Annotated in this window: 19 protein-coding genes; 10 read left to right on the forward strand and 9 right to left on the reverse strand. The window is 46.2% G+C overall.

Annotated elements, in window-relative coordinates:
- The first annotated feature begins 241 nt into the window (after positions 1-241).
- The gene (locus NIAKO_RS10070) at positions 242-724 is read left to right on the forward strand and encodes a YybH family protein (protein ID WP_014218312.1); all 483 of its coding nucleotides are present in this window, start codon (positions 242-244) and stop codon (positions 722-724) included.
- A gap of 6 nt (positions 725-730) precedes the next feature.
- Here NIAKO_RS10070 and NIAKO_RS38450 read toward each other — a convergent pair whose 3' ends face one another.
- Complete coding sequence (locus tag NIAKO_RS38450; RefSeq protein ID WP_133055255.1) at positions 731-1030, reverse strand: hypothetical protein; 300 nt, start codon at positions 1028-1030, stop codon at positions 731-733.
- 243 nt (positions 1031-1273) lie between these two features.
- Between NIAKO_RS38450 and NIAKO_RS10075 the strand changes: the two genes are divergently transcribed.
- Complete coding sequence (locus NIAKO_RS10075; RefSeq protein WP_207622362.1) at positions 1274-1612, forward strand: rhodanese-like domain-containing protein; 339 nt, start codon at positions 1274-1276, stop codon at positions 1610-1612.
- A gap of 151 nt (positions 1613-1763) precedes the next feature.
- Here the strand turns inward: NIAKO_RS10075 and NIAKO_RS10080 are convergent, their stop codons facing one another.
- From NIAKO_RS10080 to NIAKO_RS10100, 5 genes are all read right to left on the reverse strand, one after another.
- The gene (locus NIAKO_RS10080; protein WP_014218315.1) at positions 1764-4001 is read right to left on the reverse strand and encodes a TonB-dependent receptor; all 2238 of its coding nucleotides are present in this window, start codon (positions 3999-4001) and stop codon (positions 1764-1766) included.
- A 5-nt stretch (positions 4002-4006) separates the two neighbouring features.
- On the reverse strand, positions 4007-5305 hold the full coding sequence (locus NIAKO_RS10085; RefSeq protein ID WP_014218316.1) for a tetratricopeptide repeat protein: 1299 nt from the start codon (positions 5303-5305) through the stop codon (positions 4007-4009).
- A gap of 98 nt (positions 5306-5403) precedes the next feature.
- Positions 5404-5928: a DUF4331 family protein gene (locus NIAKO_RS10090; protein WP_014218317.1), complete on the reverse strand. Its 525-nt coding sequence runs from the start codon at positions 5926-5928 to the stop codon at positions 5404-5406.
- A 122-nt stretch (positions 5929-6050) separates the two neighbouring features.
- Complete coding sequence (locus tag NIAKO_RS10095) at positions 6051-6707, reverse strand: DUF4331 family protein (protein ID WP_014218318.1); 657 nt, start codon at positions 6705-6707, stop codon at positions 6051-6053.
- Positions 6708-6882: 175 nt separating this feature from the next.
- Entirely contained in the window at positions 6883-7443 is a 561-nt protein-coding gene (locus NIAKO_RS10100; RefSeq protein ID WP_014218319.1) for a fasciclin domain-containing protein, read from the reverse strand.
- 191 nt (positions 7444-7634) lie between these two features.
- Here NIAKO_RS10100 and NIAKO_RS10105 point away from each other — a divergent pair, with 191 nt between their 5' ends.
- From NIAKO_RS10105 to NIAKO_RS10130, 6 genes are all read left to right on the forward strand, one after another.
- Entirely contained in the window at positions 7635-8042 is a 408-nt protein-coding gene (locus tag NIAKO_RS10105) for an EVE domain-containing protein (protein WP_014218320.1), read from the forward strand.
- A 282-nt stretch (positions 8043-8324) separates the two neighbouring features.
- Complete coding sequence (locus NIAKO_RS10110) at positions 8325-10010, forward strand: vWA domain-containing protein (RefSeq protein WP_014218321.1); 1686 nt, start codon at positions 8325-8327, stop codon at positions 10008-10010.
- A gap of 17 nt (positions 10011-10027) precedes the next feature.
- Positions 10028-10957 carry a DUF4349 domain-containing protein gene (locus NIAKO_RS10115; RefSeq protein ID WP_014218322.1) on the forward strand — a complete coding sequence of 310 codons (930 nt, stop codon included), beginning with the start codon at positions 10028-10030 and terminating at the stop codon, positions 10955-10957.
- Positions 10958-11028: 71 nt separating this feature from the next.
- Entirely contained in the window at positions 11029-11715 is a 687-nt protein-coding gene (locus NIAKO_RS10120; protein WP_014218323.1) for an SIR2 family NAD-dependent protein deacylase, read from the forward strand.
- Between the two features lie 177 nt (positions 11716-11892).
- Positions 11893-13482, forward strand: coding sequence for a DUF1800 domain-containing protein (locus NIAKO_RS10125; protein WP_041348378.1), 1590 nt, complete (start codon positions 11893-11895; stop codon positions 13480-13482).
- Between the two features lie 11 nt (positions 13483-13493).
- The gene (locus NIAKO_RS10130; RefSeq protein ID WP_014218325.1) at positions 13494-14774 is read left to right on the forward strand and encodes a DUF1501 domain-containing protein; all 1281 of its coding nucleotides are present in this window, start codon (positions 13494-13496) and stop codon (positions 14772-14774) included.
- On the opposite strand, the gene NIAKO_RS10135 is transcribed toward NIAKO_RS10130, so the two are convergent.
- The 3 genes from NIAKO_RS10135 to NIAKO_RS10145 form a co-directional block, all read right to left on the reverse strand.
- A complete protein-coding gene (locus tag NIAKO_RS10135; RefSeq protein ID WP_014218326.1) occupies positions 14764-16278 on the reverse strand; it encodes a saccharopine dehydrogenase C-terminal domain-containing protein in 1515 nt (504 codons plus the stop codon). The genes NIAKO_RS10130 and NIAKO_RS10135 overlap by 11 nt on opposite strands.
- A 207-nt stretch (positions 16279-16485) precedes the next feature.
- Positions 16486-16794 carry a hypothetical protein gene (locus NIAKO_RS10140; RefSeq protein WP_014218327.1) on the reverse strand — a complete coding sequence of 103 codons (309 nt, stop codon included), beginning with the start codon at positions 16792-16794 and terminating at the stop codon, positions 16486-16488.
- A 158-nt stretch (positions 16795-16952) separates the two neighbouring features.
- Positions 16953-18476, reverse strand: a complete 1524-nt coding sequence (locus NIAKO_RS10145; protein WP_014218328.1) for a DUF4339 domain-containing protein — start codon at positions 18474-18476, stop codon at positions 16953-16955.
- Between the two features lie 372 nt (positions 18477-18848).
- On the opposite strand from NIAKO_RS10145, the gene NIAKO_RS10150 reads away from it, so the two are divergent.
- On the forward strand, positions 18849-19604 hold the full coding sequence (locus NIAKO_RS10150; RefSeq protein WP_014218329.1) for a sensor histidine kinase: 756 nt from the start codon (positions 18849-18851) through the stop codon (positions 19602-19604).
- Positions 19605-19916: 312 nt separating this feature from the next.
- Positions 19917-22562, forward strand: coding sequence for a DNA gyrase subunit A (gene gyrA, locus NIAKO_RS10160; RefSeq protein ID WP_014218330.1), 2646 nt, complete (start codon positions 19917-19919; stop codon positions 22560-22562).
- Positions 22563-22566: the final 4 nt, after the last annotated feature.

Genomic DNA, 22566 nt, shown 5'->3' on the forward strand with positions numbered 1-22566 from the left:
AGTATTGAACCGAATACTTTGCGGCGCTTATAATCAGATATCCTTTATTCCGGAAAAACGTTCACCATGTATCGTACCCTAATCCATGTTATCCTTAGCATGCTGCTGATCATTGGCTTATTCGAAGAATAGGGAATAGAGGAGAGACCTTAGAATCAAAAGCCTTCAGATCTGATGATTTGGGGGCTTTTTTGTTTTTAACAATACCAGTAACTTCAAGGGATTAATAATACTACGTTACATGAAGATAATATTTCAATTATTGCTCATGCTGTTTTTTTCGGCAGGTGCATACGCCCAGGAAATAACAGACACAACAAGTTTACGGCAATCGCTCGAAAAGGCGACTGCAGCCATCAGAAATGCTTTTGAAAAAGGTGATGCCGCTTTGGTTGCGCAGTTACATAGTAAGGATGTTATAAAATACTTTGGCGGCAACAATGTGATCGTTGGCAGGGATGCGGTGGAAAAAGGGGCCAAAGACTGGTTTCAGAATTCAAAAGTGGAGTTTGTAGAAAATGCGGTTGAGAATACGGAGTTTGTCGGTAAAATTGCCATCCAGACATCTATATTTGCCATTAAAACAACCCCAAAAAGTGGCGGCGGATCTTCCATCGGCAGGGGCCGATCGATGGTAATTTACATCCAGGATAAAACCAGTCCCACGGGTTGGTTGACGTTGCGTGAATTTGTACAGGAGGCGCCCGCTAAAATGCGGTTATAAAAACATTTAACAAAACAACCGCCATAGCCGAACGAAAACAAGAATGATCGATAGGATCGAAAGTGTTATACAGATCAGTTGAAACCGGGATCGTGGCCTCGATGTTAAACTGAGAACCAGGGCGGTTATGCCTAAAATGGCCACCAGGTATTGATATCCATAACTTAATAATTCATTCATCCCAAATAGCGCGCGGGTTTTCCCATCGGCGTGAAGATAACGTTTGGCAATGGAAATATTGATCCAGGTAGTTGCGATAAGGGAGATACAGGAAAGGGTGAACGAGAATAAAAGTTTTCTATTCATCCTGGTAAGATAAGTGCTATTTGCTAATGCCCCAAAATTGAAATATACTTGCATTTATTAATGTTTTCTTTACTGATATTTCTCTGTTTCCAACACCGCAATTAGATAAATGATAATTTCTGAACCAGGAAAAAGATCAAAATGAAACCAAGCAAGATTACCGCAATATCACTATTTGTACTATTGGCTTCCGTTAAGTGTATTGGCCAAACCAATCCCGAACCTTGGTCCCCAAATCAATTGATGGAACCGGCTGACCTGGCCAAAACAATTAACAATCCTAAAGTTCATCAACCATATATATTCTGCATTGGCCCCGGCGCCATGATCAAAAATTCTATTGACATTGGTCCGGGTAAGGAGAAGGCGAACCTGGATAAATTTAAACAGGAACTCGGCAAGCTGCCAAAGGATGCCAATATCGTCATCTACTGCGGCTGTTGCCCTTTTGATCATTGTCCCAATATTCGCCCGGCATTTACCCTGCTCAACGAGATGAAATTCACCAATCATAAATTGCTGGATATTCCGCACAACATCAAAGTTGACTGGAAAGACCATAATTACCCGGTTCAGAAATAAAGAACTAAAATATATTGTAGTGCGCCCCTTTTAATCATCACATTATTGCCGGTAAATGTCAGCACATTTGCCTACAATCCATTTGGCTGGTCAATGTGGTGGGTCTCTATGCACGCAATGATGCATGACAAGAAAAAAACAGTGCAGTAGTTTAAAAATACACCGCCAGCTTCATCCTTGTAAAGAAGGGTGTACCGGGCGTGAAATGGATCTCTGTAACCGGAGCCGGTTCGTTTTTAAGCCGCGATTCCGTATCAAACTGCGTTTCGTTCCATTTTACATTGAACAGGTTTTCGATGGCAATGCCCAGTTCGTATTTCTTTTTGGTATAGTTTATGGCCAGGTCGGTAACGGTATAGCCTTTGGCAATAACTGAGTTGTCTTCGTTAGCTGCCCGGTCGTGCATATGGCGGTAGCGCAAACTGCCGTTCCATCCACTCTTTAATTGCCAGCTCAGCCCTCCGGTGCTGGTAAGTGTGGGCGCCAGCGGAATGTAATTTTCTCCCTTTGCGGCTTCCGCGCTGCGTGGTTTGGCCTGGTTTACATTTACATCGGCAAACAACCAGGTATTGAACTGGTAACGGGCCGATACATCGATGCCGATACGCCGGGTTTTACCACTGGGTTCCACCACGCCTTCGTCGCCCACATATACAAACTCCTGTTGCAGGTACAAATACCAGGCGGCTACATTCACCAGCAAATTACGGGTAGGTTTTAACAGCACACCCAGGTCGGCACCATAGGCGGCTGGTAAAATATCATAACCTCTGTTAAACACCACTACGCGGGCATCGTTGGAGTGGAACCCTTTCCCGGTTTTCAGGTATAACTGGCTTTTAGTGTTAAGCGTGTATTGAATGTTCAACTTGGGGCTTACGATTACTTTTTGCTGATCGGGACTTTGCCAAGGGCTGAGTTTATCGTGGTAATGAAAGTTAAAGTAATCCAGCCGGGTGCCCAGATTGAAACGCCACCGGTTCTTTTCTATACTTTCATCGGCATAGGCAAACCCATTGGTTTCGCGAATGTCGCCGAGTTGTTTATATTCCAGAACGGTATTGCGGTTAATGGTATGTGATAATTCGGTATTCCGGGTTTGATCGAGCCGGAACCCGGCGCCATAGATCGATTGCAGGTCCCAGGCGCCCAGTTTTCTTTCATTCGACAATTTTGACTGATACCCATAAATATTCCTGGCTTCCCGCTGGCGGATCTGATCGCCATTTACAGGATCGTTCAAAAAGAGAGTAAAATTGGAATGCAGGTTAAAATGATAATCGGTAAAATAAGCCTGGTTCTCCCAGGTGGTAGTGGTCGACAAATAACTGGTGAGTTTAGCGCTGGCATTGCTGCGGCTGGTATAACCGCCTTCGGTATTATCTATATAACCAAACCGGCCTATCATGCCGCTTTTCACCGCGCGTTCAGGGATTTGTCCGGATGCATCCCAGTCGCTGCTGAGGGTAGAACCGGTCAGCGTTAATTTATTGTTCTTGCCAATGTTGGTATTCAGTTTGCCAAACAAATTAAAGCGGTTGAAATGTTGCGGCGATTCAAATGGCCCGTCGGAATACAGGAATTCACTCGCTATATATGCGTTAGTGCCTTTTTGTTTCTGGCGATCACTCAATAGATCAACCATGGCCAGTCCACGCAGCGTATTGAACTGCCCGCCTTCGAGCTTTACCGTGCTTTTATCGAGACTATTCACCGTGTTCATGCTTACATACCCCGCGGTGCCCAGGTTGCCAAATTGCGTGTAATAGGGGCCTTTGCCATAGTCAACATTGCCGGTTAGTTCCGGGATCAGGAAGTGCAGATCGGCGTAACCCTGCCCATGCGCATGGGAAACCATATTCACCGGCAGTCCATCAACGGTTACGTTAATATCAGTACCATGATCTATATCAAAACCACGTAAAAATATTTGTTCTGCCTTGCCGCCACCCTGGTGCTGACCAATAAACAAACCCGGTACCGTGCGTAAAATATCCTGTGCCGAACGCACGGGCTGAAGGTTCAGGTCTATCTTGCTGATGGTATGAAAAGAGGCAGCTGCCGATTGCGGGGTAATCACTACTTCCTGCAGGTTCACGGGGCCTTTTTCCATTTCAACAGTAATGGCGTTGTGGCTGGTTGCTTTTATTTCCTGGGTGGTAAAACCAATAAATGAAATGATGATGGAGGCATTGCCTGCCGGTTTTTCCAGGGAGAAATAACCCTGTTTATTGGTTATCACGCCGCTGGTTGTATTACTATAGCGTACATACGCCAATTCCAGTGGTTCTTTACTGGTTTTATCAATAACCCGGCCCTGGATGGTGTTTTGGCTCCATGCTACACTGGTAATGCAACAAATTAAAGCAGCCAGGAAAAATTGTTTCATGTCGGTTACAGGGCTTTTAATGATTCGGTTATTTGTTGGCTTACCACGGGCCCCAGTTCATAGGCGCTGCGCTGTGCTGCCTTTAAATATTTCCGGGCGGTTTGCTTTTGTCCGGCAGCGCGGTATATTTTACCCAGGTAGAACAGGGCATCTGGTTCAAAACATTTGTTGGCTACATATAAACGGGCTGTTTTTATTGCCTGCTGCACATCCCCGTTTTTACAATAGGCCCAGGCCAGCCAGCTGAACGCTTCGGGTGTGGGCCGGTGCGCCACTTCCTGTTGCGCAATCTGTAAACACTGTGGGGCGTTGTTCAGTTCATCTGCCTCTATATGGAACAGGTATTTGTTATACATGCCGCCATATAACTCATTATGAGTAGTGGAGATGAAATTATTCATATGTTGTTTATAGGCAATGCTATCCTGCTCCCAATCGGCCATTTGCGAAAGTAATAATTCATAGTCAGGTACCGGATGCCGTTGCTGTAAATAAGCTACTATTTTGCGGGCGTTATTAACGTCTTTGTCGTGTGAGAAAGCCAGCCAGGCAATTCCTTTTAAAGCGTGGTAATAATGCGGGTCTTTGGCTAGTACATCCAAATAGCATCGATACGATTCTTTATAACGATTGGCATGGCCATAAAAATCGCCGAGGTTGGTTTTTGTCCAGAGTAAGAGCGCCGGGGAGGGATTGTCTTTTATTTTTTCGTAGGCTTTTTCCATTAATGCAATGGCTGCATCGAGATCGCCTTCTACATGGTCTTTATATTTTGCTTCGCGGATCAGGTATTCAAAACTTGTTTTATCAACCAGGCTGTTGAGGGCTTTACGTGCCCGGTAACGGTTGCCCAGTTCCATGGCCACATCAAATTCCATTAAGACGGTCTGAAATTTATCATCGCCTAACGCCAATGCAGAATCTATATAAGTTTGAGCCTGTAAAAACCGGTGCTGGGTAATACAGTTGGTGGCCAGCGACCGGAAGGTGCCGGAGCTGTTAAGGTGATTTAAATAATTCACCACCCGGTACAAACTATCGGCCTGGTATATTTCATGAATATCGCCCGAATAACCAAAACGTTTGGTGAGCAGGCCGGCAATTTTTGATTCTGCTATAATATCACCCGGCGCATGGAAGAGTTTGCTTTTCCAGAAATCAAGTTCCGTATTTATGTTTTGCAGTCGGTTGTTAGGCCGTTCCTGCAGATAGACTGCATAATCTTTGGGATCAGTGACAGCCTGCTGCCGGCAGCTTGTTATGAAGATTGCTCCTATGATCAGGAAATAAAATATTGGTTTCATGATTATGTGGTGTTGGTGGAGATGAAGTAAGATGTAGGAAGTAAGAGGTAAGAAATACAAAATTCGGAGTCTTCATACCTCTTACCTCTTACTTCAGATTAATGAGGATTGGCTAAATATGGGAACGAAGCTGAAAACGCTTTATCGTTTCCATTTACGTGATCGCTGGTTAACCCGGGATTGGCAGTGCCATTGGGTCCGCCGAAGATCAGCGTAAGCTCAACGTCAATAACGTCATCGGCTAATGCGCGGCCGGTAAGTACATTGGTACCATCGTAAAAACTGGTAGGCGCCGTGGTGGAGGCATTCAGCACATCAGTTACCAGCACATTGGTGAACTGGTCGGCATTTAAACCTAACAGGTTAGTGGTATACCCGGCATTCAATGCCAGCAGCTTTGTTTTGAATTTGCTGGCAAACGCCGCATTCATGGCTGATGGCACCGTAGTGTTGAACATATCTTTATCAGCTGCCGACACAAAAACGGTATTGATGGCAGGACGCGCCATCTGGTCCTGGGTTTGATAATACGTTGGCGTATTGTCTTTGTCTTTTTTGCAGGCTGAGAGCATGACAATGCCAGCCAGGAGCAGCACGGGGCTGCTAATGGAAAATAACTTCATGACAGAATATTTTAAATGAATTTTTTAAACTGAAGGAAAGAACTCAATAACCTAAGAACTTACTAACTGAGAACCGTGAACTGAGAACCGTGAACTGAGAACTGTGAACTGAAAACTGAGAACTAGATCTTCTTCTTAGTCTCCAACCATACATTAATTTTCCCATTAGAAGCATTCAACATAGACTTCGGAACTTCCACTACGAGGCTTAAAACATTGGTGCCGGCAAAGGCATCGGTACCAGGATTGTTGAAGCTGGTAGCCATTCCACCAATGATCTTTTTAAATTGATTAAGGTCAAAGAAGAACGGATCATCGCGCGGACCGGCAAATACTTTTAATCCGCCACCGGTGCCCATGATAACATCAGAACCATAAGGCGTAACTGCAACTTCTGCAGTAGCAGAACCTTCGATCTTACTGCGGCCGCCGGTTTCTGATGGTTTAACGGGGCCATAGATCTTCATCTTGCCATTGCTGTAAATACCCTGGATAACGAGGTCTTCCACATTGTCGTTGTTGTTGTCGATGTTGAACTCGATCAGGGTATTGGCATCGAACATCGCCGCACCGGTGGCAGAAGGCGCCAGCAGTCCCTGTGTATTGGCAACAAATACCAGGTTGTTGGGGTCCTGAGCCCTGAATACATACAAATCGGTGATGTCGGTCGATTGATTAGCGACAGTAGGAGAGTCAATGTGATCTGCAGCAAATACCAGACCGCCTACCGTAATGCCTGCTACAGCTAACGCAGCGAGCAGCATTTTTTTCTTTTTCATGCTTGACATTTTTTTAAAGTGGTAAATGATTTATATTACTTACGATGATTGGGAACGGTTAGATTTATTTTGTATAAATATTTATTAAAAAAAGAAAAGTCCCCCCGACGCATCGGAGGGACACTTTAGTGCAAATAAAAAAGCCCCGATAAACATCGGGGCGGATTAAGAGCCTTTAGCTCCTGGGTAACACCACATGATCAATTACATGAATAACGCCATTGCTTTGATATACGTTTTTGATGGTAACGGTAGCCATGCCACCTTTTTCATCAGTCAGCATAATTTTATTACCCTTCATAGAAGCCCACAACTTACCACCGGCCACTGTTTTCAGTTCTGCTTTGCCATTGCCGGCTTTTATTAAACGCGCCAACTCTTTTGAATCGAGTTTGCCCGCTACTACGTGATAGGTAAGAATGGTAGTGAGCATTGATTTGTTTTCTGGTTTCAGCAGGGTCTCCACGGTGCCCTTGGGCAACATCTCAAAGGCTTCGTTGGTAGGGGCGAATACGGTAAACGGACCAGGAGTTTCCAGTGTTTCTACCAACCCGGCAGCTTTAACGGCAGCTACCAGGGTGGTATGATCTTTTGAGTTCACAGCATTTTGCACAATATTTTTAGAAGGGTACATGGCTGCACCACCCACTTCTACTGTTTTTTCCATTTGTGCATACGAAGCATTCATAAAAAAAGCAGCTGCCACAAGCATGGCAAAATTTTTAACCGATTTCATAATAGTGTGTTTAGAAGAATGATTGATAATTCGGATCCGAGTCATATACGACGGTTTGTTGGGTGTAGATTTATTTATTTTAAAAATATTTTTGAATAGATTGGAGGCTTAAAGTTCAAGGTTTAAGGTTTGTAGCTTCGTTGGTTAACTTACAACTTCTTCTTACATTAGCGCCTCATATAACAACAACTATGGCTTACTGGCTGGTAAAATCAGAACCCTCTGTATATCCCTGGGAACAATTTGAAAAAGACAAACAGACCTTTTGGGATGGCGTACGCAATTATGCCGCACGCAATCACCTGCGCACGATGAAAAAAGGCGAAGAGGTATTATATTATCACAGCAACGAAGGACTGGAGATCGTTGGCATTGCCAAAGTAGTGAAGGAAGCCTACCAGGACCCTTCCACCGACGATGAACGCTGGGTGGCGGTTGACCTGAAGCCATTCAAAAAACTGAAACACCCCGTTTCTTTAAGCGCTATTAAAAAAGACAAACGCCTGGCCAATATGGCCCTGGTACGCATTAGTCAGTTGTCGGTTCAACCCGTTACTGATGATGAATGGGCGGCCATTATGGAGTTGGCAAAATTATAGTTGCAATAATTGTTTTTAGATACTTCCTGCTATTAAAAGGCCAATTACAGGTTACATGTTACAAGTTACAGGGAGAGCATTTGTCTTTACCCTGAAACCTGGGACTTGTAACCTGTAACATTTTCTTCTTCCTTTCTTTAACTTTTTATTGGGTTACCTGCATACCCCTCCCTGTATTAATCAGAAAATACCGGTATTTAAACGATTAATTTCTATTCACTTGTTTATGTAATTTCCAATTTCCCGCATCTTACAATCACACACACCTAAAAACGAACAGCCATGAAGTTTTTATTACAAATGCTGGCAGCATTGCTGCTGTGGATCTTTATTGCCTGTAACGAACGGGGAGCGCAATCCGGAAAAAGCGCCGATACAGAGTCAAAAGCAGATATGTCTGTAGTACGACCTGAGCCGGCAGAAGATGAATTAGTGCCCCCGCCGCCTGCCGCTACCACTGCTCCTCAGGCACCTGCCACCATCGAATCCCCCCAGCCCCGGATTGCAGACGATAAAGATGAAGTAGAAAAGCCCGCTGAATTTAATACGGAAGATTACGATCATATAGTAGAGAACAAATTTTTGACGGCCAGGCAGAACCCATTATCAACCTTCTCTATAGACGTAGATGAGGCTGCATACAGTAATGTACGCCGTTATATTAATAATGGCAGCATGCCCCCGGCGGGCGCTGTGCGAATAGAAGAAATGATCAATTACTTCGACTACTCCTATCCGCAACCGCAAAGTGATGTTCCGTTCAGCGTAAATACAGAGTTGTCTGAATGTCCCTGGAGCCCGCAACACCGCCTGGTGCATATCGGGTTACAGGGCCAGGAGATCCAGGTGCAAAACCTGCCCAATGCCAACATTGTGTTTTTGATAGATGTATCAGGTTCAATGGATGAACCCAATAAATTGCCCCTGGTAAAATCATCCATTAAATTACTGACCGATCAGTTGCGGCCCGATGATAAAGTAGCCATTGTGGTATATGCCGGGAATGCGGGGTTAGTATTGCCTGCAACCAGTGGTTCCAACAAAACCGCTATTAAAGAAGCCATCGATCAGCTGGAAGCCGGCGGTTCCACGGCAGGTGGTGCAGGGATTCAACTGGCCTATAAAGTGGCCCGCGAAAATTTCATCAAAGGCGGCAATAACCGCATCATCCTGGCCACTGATGGTGATTTTAATGTAGGCGCCAGCAGTGACGATGAATTGGTGAGCATGATAGAAAAAGAAAGACAAAGCGGCATTTTCCTCAGTGTGCTGGGGTATGGCATGGGCAACTATAAAGACAACAAAATGCAACAGCTGGCCGATAAAGGGAACGGCAATCACTCCTACATCGATAATATAAACGAAGCCCGCAAAGTGCTGGTTACTGAATTTGGCAGCACCCTGTTCACGATTGCCAAAGACGTAAAGATCCAGATCGAATTTAACCCAGCCAAAGTGCAGGCTTACCGCCTTATTGGTTATGAAAACCGGGTAATGGCCGCGGAAGATTTTAATAATGATAAAAAGGATGCCGGTGAGTTGGGTTCAGGCCATACGGTAACTGCATTATACGAGGTAATTCCTGTTGGCGTAAAAAGCGAATTCATTGGTAAGGTGGATGACCTGAAATATCAACCGGTTAAAACTATGACAGCTGTTGCCGGTGGTGATGAAATTATGACCATCAAACTCCGCTATAAAAAGCCCGATGGCGATGTAAGTAAGCTGATCGTGCACCCGGTTATGGATGCACACCTGGCACTGGACAAGACTTCAGATAACTTCCGGTTCTCGGCTGCCGTGGCTTCCTTTGGGATGTTGTTGCGTAATTCTGAATTTAAACAAAATGCCAGCTACCAGCAGGTGATTGATCTGGCCAAAGGCGCAAAGGGTGAAGATGAAAATGGCTACCGCCAGGAGTTTATCGGCCTGGTAAAGGCTGCCGGGTCATTAACAGCTAAAAAATAATCCAAAACCTTTTACTTATGTTTTCCACTTACAAACCGGTGCTGATAATAGCATCGATAGTTATAATGACTGCAACAGCCTGTAAGGATAAAAACGGCTCGGCAGACACGGAATTGAAGGATGTTGCGTTGACAACAACCGAAAAAATCAAAGAGCCAGCGGCAGATTATAAATATGGGACAGTAGATACTACTGCACCTGCACCGGCGCCCATTGATGAAACCAACAGCCCAAAGCAAACGCCTCCTCAAAATATCGACTGGGACAAAAAGATCATCAAGGAGGCAACGCTGGTGGTTGAAGCAAAAAGCCAGAAGGTATTCAGCGATTTTGTGCATGACCAGGTAAAGCGCAGTGGCGGCTACGTGTCGCAGGAAGAACAAAACAAATCAGAATACAAGATCGAGAACATTACTACCATCAAGGTACCGGTTGACCAGTTTGACAACCTGGTAAAATCCCTGACATCCATCAAAGACGAAAACATAGTTACGCAAAAAGTGACCTCGCAGGATGTTACCGGCGAAGTCATAGATACACGGGCGAGAACCGAAGCCAAACGTCAGATCAGGTTACGCTACCTCGACTTGTTGAAGCAGGCCAAAAACATGGAAGACATCCTGAAAGTACAGCAGGAAATAGACAACATCCAGGAAGAAATTGAAGCCGGCGCCGGCCGGGTAGGTTATCTTACCCATGCCGCGGCCTATAGTACCGTTCAGTTAACTTTTTATGAAATTCTGAATCCTTCAGCAGCAGATAATAAAGCCCCGGGTTTCGGTACAAGGATACTAAACGCCCTGGGTAATGGAATGGACTGGCTGGGCGAGTTGCTGGTAGTGCTGCTTACCCTATGGCCATTGTGGTTACTGGCTGCCGGGCTGATATGGGGATTCAGAAAATGGAGAAAAACAAGACCAGCCCCAACACCGAAAACAGCGCCTTGATTGCCGCGCAGGCGTGTATTGCTTTGAGCTTATAGCTTTAGGCTTACAGCTGTTTTTCATATATTTGAGCTATGAGCAAAAAGAAGTTGGTAGTATTAAGCGGCGCAGGTATAAGCGCCGAAAGCGGATTGAAAACATTTCGTGATAGTGACGGATTATGGGAGGGATATAACGTGACAGATGTGGCTACCCCGCGCGCCTGGAAAAAAGACCCGGCCCTGGTGCTGGAGTTTTACAACCAGCGAAGAAAAAATGTGCTCGATGCGCAACCGAATGCCGCGCATTTAGGTCTTGCAAAATTGCAGGACGATTTTGATGTGACCATTATTACCCAGAATATCGATGACCTGCATGAACGTGCAGGCTCAAAAAAGGTCCTGCACCTGCATGGTGAGATCTTCAAGATGCGTAGTGAACATGATGAGTCGCTGGTGTATGATATTCGTGGCGACATTAACCTGGGCGACAAAGCCGGAGACGGCGCCCAGCTGCGCCCGCATATTGTTTGGTTTGAGGAACCGGTGCCACTGATACAGCAGGCCGTTCCGGTAGTGCTCAGCGCCGATATTTTTGTGGTAATTGGCACATCCCTGGTGGTATACCCGGCCGCGGGCCTGGTTAATTATGCACCCATGGAAATACCCAAGTATGTAATTGACAAGGTGATCCCTAGTACCAATTCGGTTTACAATGTCACCAACATTGAAAAACCGGCTACCCAGGGTATTCAGGATTTGATGGAGTTGTTAAAAAGTTAATAGTCCCCTGCAAAAAAACGCCCCGAACTACTTCCCCCCGGGGGAAGTAGTTCGGGGCCCATTGCGCATAACATTTCGTTCACATATTTTTGTAAGAACTGGTAGTTGATTTGCTTAGATTTAATAGATGTGTAACAAAATTCATTTGCAATGGTAGTACCATCCGTAACATCATCCTTGAAAAAGTATAAGGGCAAATGGGGACGGCCCGAAGTAACGCACTTGCTAAAGCGCACGATGTTTGGCGCTAAAAAAGAAGACATCGACTATTTTGCCTCCAGATCGCTCCGGCATACTATCCGGCAACTGCTGAATACGGAAGAGCCCATTCCGGCGCCTCCCGTCAATAACTATAACGACGATAAATATACTGATGAAGAAATTCAGCCGGGAGTTACCTGGATAACCGCTGCCAAATACAGCGGCATGAACGGCGGCCGCAGAAGAAACTCTCTTAAAGCCTGGTGGACGGGTTGCATGCTGAACCAGCAACGCACCCTGCGCGAAAAAATGGTGCTGTTCTGGCACAATCATTTTGCTACAGAAACCAATTCGGTCGATAATCCTACCATGATCTACAAGCACAATGTGGTGCTGCGGCAATATGCACTGGGTAATTTTAAAACCATGGTACGGGCAATTACAGTAGACGCAGCCATGTTGAAATACCTGAACGGAAATGCCAACACTAAAAAAGCCCCCGATGAAAATTATGGCCGCGAGTTGCAGGAGTTATTTACAGTAGGCAAGGGGCCAGGCTCACATTATACCGAAGCAGATGTAAAAGCTGCCGCCCGGGTATTGACCGGTTTCCGCATCGAAAATAAATCGTTGCCCGATGTGCATGGCCTGTTCGATGCCGGTCGCCACGACGAAACCGATAAACAATTCTCTGCATTTTATAATAACCAGGTGATAAAAGGCCGCAAGGGAAAAGAAGGGGAGATGGAGCTGGATGATTTGCTTGACCTTATTTTTCAACAACCCGAAGCAGCCCGTTTTATTTGCCGCAAGTTGTACCGGTTCTTTGTGTATCATCAGATAGATGACGCTACAGAGAAAACCATCATAGAACCACTCGCCCACACTTTTCGCCAGAACAATTATGAAATAAAACCGGTGCTGGAAAAATTATTCATCAGCCGGCACTTTTTCGACATGGGAAATCGCGGCGGAATTATTAAAAGCCCGGTTGATTTTGCGGTTGGGTTGTGCCGTGAATACAGCATTCCCTTTCCGGCAGAAGACAGTTATGTAGATCAGTATGGTTTCTGGCTCAATATCCAGCAAACGGCTTCGCAAATGCAACAGAATATTGGCGACCCGCCCAATGTAGCCGGCTGGCCTGCTTATTACCAGGAACCCATGTATGATAAATCATGGATCAGTTCAGATACCCTGCCCAAACGCACCGCCTTTACCGATCGTATGGTGAACAATGGCTTTGTGCGTAATGGTAAAAAGATACTTATCGATCCGGTGGTGTTTGCAAAACAATTATCGGCGCCCGGTGATCCCAATAACCTCATCGATGAACTGGCAGCGTTGTTATATGCTGTTGAACTGCCTGCAGAGGAAAAACAGTATATGAAAACCGGGATCCTGCTGCAGGGCTTGCAAGGCATGGCCAGCGATCACTACTGGACGGATGCCTGGCAAAAACTGCAGGATAAACCCGATGATTCCGCCAACACAAAGAACGTGACCAACAAGTTGAAGAACCTGTTGAAATATATGATGAGCTTACCCCAGTACCAGTTAATGTAAAACCTATTACTATGAAACGCAGAAAATTCTTACGTGATACTATTGCCGGCGTTGTATTGCCTTCGTTTTTACAGGGAGTTTCGTTGAAGGCGCTCGCAGGTACGCCCTTTATGCATGCAAGCCATGCCAGTTTGAACGACGATCGCGTGCTGGTGCTTATACAACTGGCTGGTGGTAATGATGGCATCAATACCGTGATCCCCTTCGATCAATACAGCAACTATACCGCCGCGCGGCCGAATATCTTTCTTCCGCAGGATAAAGTTTTACGGCTGAATGGCTTTGACACCACGGCCTTTAACCCTGCACTGGCCAATATGCAGCAGTTGTTCAATGATGGCAAACTGGGCGTGGTGCAGGCGGTAAGTTATCCCAAACCCAACTTCTCACATTTCAGGGCAACCGACATCTGGATGACCGGTTCCGACAGTGATAAAGTGGTTTCGTCTGGCTGGGCCGGGCGTTTCCTGAATGATGTATACCCTCAGTTTCCCGATAATTTTCCCAATACAGCCATGCCCGATCCACTGGCCATTCAGGTAGGAGCGGTAGTGTCTACAGCACTGCAGGGCCCGTTGTTCACTATGGGGATGGCCATTAGTAACCCGGCAGGTTTTTATAAACTGGTAGAAGGAAAAGTGAATGTAAACGCTAATTCGCGCTGGGGCGAGCAACTGGATTACATCGAGCTCATGAGCCAGAAGACCGATCAGTATGCAACGGTGATCAAAACAGCGGCGCAAAAGGTGCCCACCCAATCGCCCGACTGGCCGGCTGCAGGCAAAAATCCCCTGGCCGATCAGTTAAAGATCGTCAGCCGCCTTATAGCCGGTGGATTAAAAACAAAAGTGTATATGGTAAGCACCGGTAGTTTTGATACCCATGCCAAACAAACCGAAACCGATACCACTACCGGCAACCACGCCAAACTGTTACAACGGGTGTCGGAAGCCATTGGCGCCTTTATGAGCGATCTCAAATACCTGCAGATCGAGAATCGGGTAATGGGCATGACCTTTTCTGAATTTGGCCGAAGAATAAAAAGCAATGCCAGTGGCGGTACCGATCATGGCGCCGCAGCGCCCGTATTTTATTTCGGCAGCGCCATCAAACCGGGTATTATCGGTTCAAATCCCGTGATCCCCGATAAAGTGACAGTAAATGATAATGTGCCCATGCAGCATGACTTCAGATCGTTATACGCTTCGGTGCTGCAAAACTGGTTTAATATGCCGGTGCAGGAAGTTCAGCAGATCCTGATGGGCGATTTTTCATTGGTGCCTATTGTATAGTCTCATCTTTTTCTTCAAACCGGATCCCATTTTTAGCCAGCTCCTGTAAAACGGGTACATATACGGATGACATAACAGGAATGTGCAACCCGGTTTCCCGGATGTTGCCCAGGAATATTTGTTTGGCGGCGATGCCTAATGGTAACCCTGTGGTTTTGGCCATGGCAGTGTTCAGGTGATTGTCGCCTTTTACTGCAAGGCTGCTGGTGGCCAGGTGTTTTTCTCCGTCGAGTTCATAACCAATTTCATGTTGCAGCACCGCCAGGTCTTTATCGGCTGGTTGCAACAACAGTTTTTGTTCCATTGCAAACTGCAATACTTCGGCAGCACTGCAAATGCCTTTATTTATAATGGTCTGGTCATCTTCCATGCCTAAAAAGAAAAGCTGTTTCATCGACAGGTTGGCTTCGTGCATTTGTAAGGCCACGGTAGCCGCCGCCTGCGACTTGATAGCATCCAGGTTTACATCCATCAGCTCTCCTTTGTTATCGATCATCATAAAATCCTGCAGGGCGTTACGCTCCTCTTCATTGGCTTCCTGTTCGGCTTCCAGCAGCTGATGCAGTTTTTCAAGCAATTGTTTGCTTTGCGCAAAACGTGCCGTCAGTTGCTTTTCAATCCATTCGCCAAAGCCATGGTTGGCGAAATGTTCATGAAAAAATTGTTGCAGGGTAAGTCCGTCTGTGTGATACTGCCTGGTGGCGTCTGTCAGTTTTAATTCTACTATATTCTTCCAGCCAAAACAAAACTCGGGATAACGCAGCGTGGTGCGGATAAAAGTATGGGCATCGGGCAACCCGTACAAGGGCATATACCGCAGCGAATCGCGGTTAGGGTACCAGGCCAGGTAACCCAGTCCGGGGACGTGGATAAGCCGGTTGGGGTCGAACAACTGCCCGTATGGCAATTCCTGCACAGCCCCGTTTTCTTTAAAAACAGCGCCGTTTATACCGGCCAGCACAACATTGTCATGCGTGCCGGTCATTTTATAATGCCATGGATTGTCGTCACTTTCAGGCGATATTAATCCGCCGCAATAAGAAGTAAAGGACGTGATAACGCCGCCATTGGCTTTAATGCGGTGAATATGGTGCATGGCTGCCATATGATCGATGCCGGGATCAAGGCCCATTTCGCAAAGGAACAACAGGTTTTGTTGTTTAATGGCGGCATGCATGCCGGCCAGGGTATCATCAATACAGGCCGGTGATAAAAAATGTTTGTTGAACCGTAAGCAATCGGCAATAATGAAAGTATGCAGGTGGGCTGGTAATAAAGAGATCACCAGGTCGGTTGCGGCAATCAGTTGCTGACGTTCCCTATCATTGTCAATAAGAACAATGGCTGTTTGCAGGTGTGAAGGAGGGTTAGAAATAACCGGTGTTGTTACAGGCGCAATTTCAGCAACAGTGATATGCCAGTTGTTGAAAGCAGCTTCCTTCATCAGGTATTCGATCAATGAAGCAGCAGCGTTACCTGAGCCAAACACTAGAATGGATTTCATGAAAAGCTAATGTATATGCAAGATAATTAAAAGGTAGAAGGTAGTCGTGAATCGGCAATCGGCAATCGTGAAAGAAAAACTTTGGAGTTTACGCAATCTGCTCAATACTCCCCCTTCTGCCAGTTGGCGGAGCGGGGGAGGCAATAAAAAAAGCCCCCCGATGAATCGGGGAGCTCTTGGTTTTGAACCGTCCCTTATTTAATATTTTTAATTCAGAATGATCGTGCCCATATCAAGTGTGCGTCCTTCTGAAACTTCTACTGTTTGTCCTCCCTCATCTATCGGATGTTTCTTTGTAACTGTCACCCGCCACGCGCCCGGTTTTACTTTAAACCGGAACTTGCCATTGCTCACCATTGTTTTTAAAGAATCTTTTCCGTTCACCGCAAACACCCAAACCGAATCCCGCTCTGACGACACCTTACCTGTTATATTTGTTTGGTGCATGGCGCGGGAGGCGTGTAAACCAACAACCACACACACTACACCTATAAAGGTGGCAACAGTTTTATCCATAAAGCAAAAAGGTTTTTAAAGTCGTTAGGTGAAACAATTCTTATTTAAAAAGAGAGCACCTAACTTTTAAAAAAACTGTGCCAGCATTTATGTAAGGTCTAAAAACTATGCCAGACGCGATAAATGTGGAAAACGAAATCAGAACTGTAGAATCCGCCTCAGAAGCCTGATTGCGCCAACCCCAATGTTTTTGAGTTGATGCTGGTAATGGTGTAGTCAATGGTTATGCCACGTCTTGTACTAGGCGCTTCCAGTGTTCTTCTTTTACCGGCAGGGACATTATTAAAGAGTAGTGTTTGCGATTTTACCAGTTTCTTTTCCGGACCAAAATACTTGATCTCTACAGCAACCTGGTCAAGTGCATATGAGCTGGTGTTCTGCACAGTTATATCCAGGTCACTGATGCCACCCAGTAAACCTACCTTGAAGGCGCTTGCTTCAACATGCACCTGTTCATATATGTTCTTTCGCGCTTTTTCAATCACCTCTTTATCAATAGGTTTTTCCCGGGGTTCCATAACAGCCGGTGAAGTTTCAACCGGTTGGCTGTTGGTATTGGAAATGGGAACTGCTATAGATTTGGTTTGACCCGGAGGCGGTATTACAACGCTGTTCTCCTTTTTAATAACCGCATGGCGTGAACCTGCCTGGTTGGCGGGGTTATTATTGGGAGTAGAGTTGGCCGGAGGCGCCGGATCTGTATTCAGGTTGTCAGTTTCATTATAATAAGAGCGTTCTGATGACCGCCGGGGCGTTGTGGTTTTTTGAGCCACTTCGGTAGTGGGTGGCGGCGCCGTAGTGCTGGCTTTTTCGTTCTGTTTATCCCTGATCTCTTTTACCAGGCTTTCCAATGCCTGGGTATCGGGTTGTTTATGGCCCGAATTTATAACCAGTCCAATGACTACCCCGCCCAGGATAAGAACGGCGGCAACCAGTACCCGGGTTAAATTTTTATTATTTTGCAGGTATTGGCCTGAACCGGCCAACAGGGCCTTCAGGTCGAAGGGCTCTTTTTTGGGCGATGCCCAGGTTTCCTTTTGAGGCAGGGCTGCCACCTTCTCAACAGGTTTCTCTTTCTCTTTTATGGTTGAACCGCCCGATGTGTTTTTTGACCAGGCTGCCTTCCTCGATTCGTATTCTGATATGAACCCATTGTTAATCTCGTCATCTTCCAGTTTCCGGCTGTTGTGGCCTTTCAGCAGGGCGCTGTTCATTTCATCGTCTTCCTCAGAAATGAGGTAGGTGGAAGCGGCTTTCTTTTGGGTGTTATTGGCTGAATTGACGTTCTTGTCGTTTTGTTGGGAAACGGCTTTCTCTTCTTTTTTGGCAACCGGGGTGGTAGCCGTTTGAGCCTTGCCCACTGGCATGGTAACGTAAATATGTTTGGAAGTCAGTTCCACCTGTTTGTTTACCGGCTGGCTTTCCTGCACGGTATTGGTTTCGGCAACGGCTTGTTGCCGGGTGGTTTCTTCCCCCGTTTTTTTATAAAAACGGTCGTATGGCTGTTCTTCAACCCCGGGAGCAAAGGCTTTGAGTTCATCCAGTTCGCCGGGATAACGCCAGGCGGCACTTTTACCTTCTAACCATACCAGGTCATAAGGTTTCAAACCTTTGGCCGCCAGCTCTTGGGCTGTGTAAGGGCCAGTTTGCTTATTATCGCGTAATAGTAGGTATTGGTTCATATCTATAAAAACTCAGTAAAATATATTGCAAGCAGGTAGCTGTAGTCAGCTACTTCATAAACTGAAAGTACAATCAGCAGGTTGCGGGCTCAGATGGTTAAACGGAAGTTTTAATTAGGATACCGGGAGGGTGAATTAAGCTTACATGCAAGTTAGAACTTGGCATTAATTGTACCAAATACTCAAATAGAAAAGTTATCAAAAGAGACGTTAAAAATGCAAGTAGTTTTCCACCATCACCATAGCATTACCCGGATACCCTAAGTAGTAACCAGTATCCCTGTTAAAACCTTTGTGTAATGAAGTTAAAATGGGTTGTGTATCGATTGCATTTGCGGCACCGGCTTGCCATTTTTAGACTTAAAACGCATAATGAAAGCTGGTATACCTGTTAATGAAAACTTAAGACTGGAGCATGAATTGTGGCAAAAGAACCAGGAGCTGGAACGTATTACCGAGGCGCAACGCCGCATTATTTCCATCATTGCCCATGATGTAAGAAGTCCGCTATCGTCCATAGTCAGCCTCTTTCAGTTATACCGGAACAGGATGATAGACCCCGATCGGGTTAATAATTTTTTGAATGTAAGCACCGCTCAATTGCACTGCACCATGGCCCTGCTCGAAAACCTGGTAGAGTGGGGGAAGATCCAGGTACAATCCCCGAGCCTGGCTTCAAACCTGCTGTCATTGAAAGAACTGGTAGACGGTGTATTTACCGAACTTACTGTACAGGCCAGTCTAAAAAACAACCGGCTGGTGAACGAAACCAGCGACTCGGTTCGCCTCTATATGGATGAGCATATCGTTCGTTTCATGCTGCGGAACCTGGTAACCAATGCCAACAAGTTTACCGAAGAAGGCCGCATTACCGTGGATGGATTTAACTTCGAAAAGAAGGTGATAATCCGGGTGGCAGATACCGGCATTGGGATGCCTGCCCGGATGGTTGAACGGCTGTTCCTGAACAAGGATAAATACAGCCGCCGTGGCACGCAAAACGAGTCGGGGAGCGGGTTGGGACTGATACTCATCAGGGAATTTGTAGACAAAGCCGGTGGTTCCATAAAAGTTCAAAGCATCGAAGGGCGGGGGAGTAGCTTCATTATTGAGTTACCTCTTAATTAATTTCTGCATTCTGGTTACAACCGGCCTTGTTCCCGGTTGCCAGTTACCAGGTTTCAGGTTCCAGGTTTCAGGTTGGCATTTTCCTGTAACTTGTAACCTGCAACCTGAAACTGCTTTCTTCATGTCTAAGGTTTTTCCCGGTAACCGGAACCTTGTAACCGGTAACTTTCTTCTGCCTTTTTTAACATTTGTGCATAAAATTAAGGGCTAAAAAACCCTTCCAATTCACGGGTTTTCACGCCTAAATAGGGTATTTTTGCCCCCCATCCAACTTATCAATAAACGGATGTAAATCATTTCTGTAATACAAGTATGGAAGAGAACTTCACCCCCGAGGAAACAAACGATGAGAATCGTATTATTCCCGTAAATATCGAAGAGCAAATGAAAACGGCGTACATCGATTACTCGATGTCGGTAATCGTAAGCCGTGCCTTGCCCGATGTACGCGATGGCTTGAAACCGGTTCACCGGCGCATTTTGTACGCCATGAATGAACTGGGTTTGAACTACAACAGAGCGTATAAAAAATCGGCGCGTGTTGTAGGAGAGGTGTTGGGTAAATATCACCCGCATGGTGATTCATCTGTGTACGACGCCATGGTGCGTATGGCGCAGGAGTGGAGCATGCGGTATACCCTTGTTGACGGCCAGGGTAACTACGGTAACCAGGATGGCGACGGCCCCGCCGCTATGCGTTATACAGAAGCCAGGCTCGACCGGTTGGCTGAATTCATGTTGATGGATATCGATAAAGATACCGTTGACTTTCAACCTAACTTCGACGACTCAGAAAAAGAGCCCACCATTTTGCCTGCAAGAATCCCCAACCTGCTGGTAAATGGTTCAAGCGGTATTGCGGTTGGTATGGCTACCAACATGATGCCGCACAACCTCAGCGAAGTAATTGATGGCTGTATAGCCTATATCGATAACCGCGACATCACCATTGACGAGATGATGCTGCATATCAAAGCACCTGACTTCCCCACCGGTGGTATCATTTACGGTATGGAAGGGGTAAGGGCCGGTATGCACTTTGGAAGAGGCAGAGTGGTGCTGCGTGGTAAACTCACCGTGGATACCAAACCCAGCGGTCGCGAAACCATCATTGTAACCGAAGTGCCTTACCAGGTAAACCGCGATGCGCTGTGCGATAAGATCGGTCAGCTGGTAAATGAAAAAGTGATCGAAGGCATTGCTCACATAAACAATGAATCGAACGCCAAGGAAGGTACCCGTATCGTAATCGATTTGAAACGCGATGCGATCGCCAACGTGGTGATCAACCAGCTGTACAAATTCACCGAGCTGCAAACTTCATACGGTATCAACAACGTGGCCCTGTCAAAAGGCCGTCCCAAAACACTGAACGTAAAAGACATGATCAGTGAGTTTGTGGAGTTCCGCCATGAAGTGGTAGTTCGCCGTACACAGTTTGAATTACGCGAAGCTGAGAAGAAGGCCCACATTTTACAGGGTTACCTGATAGCGCTGGATCACCTCGACGAAGTGATTGCCATGATCCGTGCATCGGCCACTCCGGAAATCGCCCGCGAAAGCCTGATCAACGCCGGCTGGGGACTTGATGAAATACAGGCCCGCGCCATCCTCGATCTGCGTTTACAACGGTTAACCGGCATGGAACGTGATAAGATCCGCGAAGAGTTTGAAGAACTGCAACGCCTTATCGGTCACCTGCGTGAAATCCTGGGTAATGAAGGTATGCGGTACGATATTATAAAAACAGAGCTCGCCGAAGTAAAAGAAAAGTTCGGCGATGTCCGCAAAACCGAGATCACTTATCTCGATAACGAAGTACGCATTAAAGATCTGATCAAGGAAGAAGATGTGGTGATCACCATTTCTCACCTCGGTTATATCAAACGTACTTCTGCTACAGAATTCCGCGCCCAGCGCCGTGGTGGCCGTGGTGCAAAAGGCAGTAAAGCCCGCGAAGAAGATTTTATCGAGCACCTGTTTGTGGCTTCTTCACACCACACCATGCTGTTCTTTACTGAAAAAGGACGTTGCTACTGGTTGAATGTTTATGAGATTCCCGAAGGTGATAAAACCAGTAAAGGCCGCGCCATTCAGAACCTGATTCAGTTACCGCCAGATGACAAGATCAGAGCGATCATCGATATCCAGGACCTCGAAAACGAGGAGTTTGTAAAATCGCACAACATAGTACTGGCTACCAAGAAAGGTATTATTAAGAAAACCGCGCTGGAAGACTTCAGCCGTCCACGTACAACCGGCGTAAATGCCATTACTATTGTGGAAGGTGATGAGTTGCTGGTTGCCAAATTAACCAACGGTAACAGCGAGATCATGATGGCGGTGAAAAGCGGCCGGGCCATCCGGTTCGCCGAAGAAAAGGTACGTGCTACCGGCCGTGGCGCCATTGGCGTATCGGGAATTGATGTAGATGATGATAATGATGCAGTTATTGGCATGATATGTGTCAGCAAGGAAGATAACTCTCGTAGCGTGTTGGTAGTGAGCGAAAAAGGTTATGGAAAGAGAACCGCATTAGAGGATTATCCCATTACCAACCGGGGCGGAAAAGGGGTGAAAACCCTGAACGTAACCGAGAAGACCGGTTCACTGGTAGGTATGCTGGATGTGGCGGCTAAAGAAGACCTGATGATCACCTGTAAAAGCGGTATGACCATTCGTATGCCGGCAGATGGCATCAGCGAACTGGGCCGTAACACACAAGGTGTTAAATTAATTCGCCTCGACGACGGTGATGAAATAGCCGCCATTACCAAACTGGATGATAATGAAGAAGAAGAGAATGGTGAGAACGGCGAGATAGAAGCACAGGCCGATGCGAATACAACAGGGGAGGCAACCGATGGCAATGAGATTGCATCTGAGGAAAATAATGATGCCGCTGATGCTTCAAACGAAGGAGAGGAACCAGGATCAGATGAGCCGGTTAACGAATAGGTTA

Origin of the sequence: Niastella koreensis GR20-10 (assembly GCF_000246855.1) — a bacterium.
GTDB lineage: Bacteria > Bacteroidota > Bacteroidia > Chitinophagales > Chitinophagaceae > Niastella > Niastella koreensis.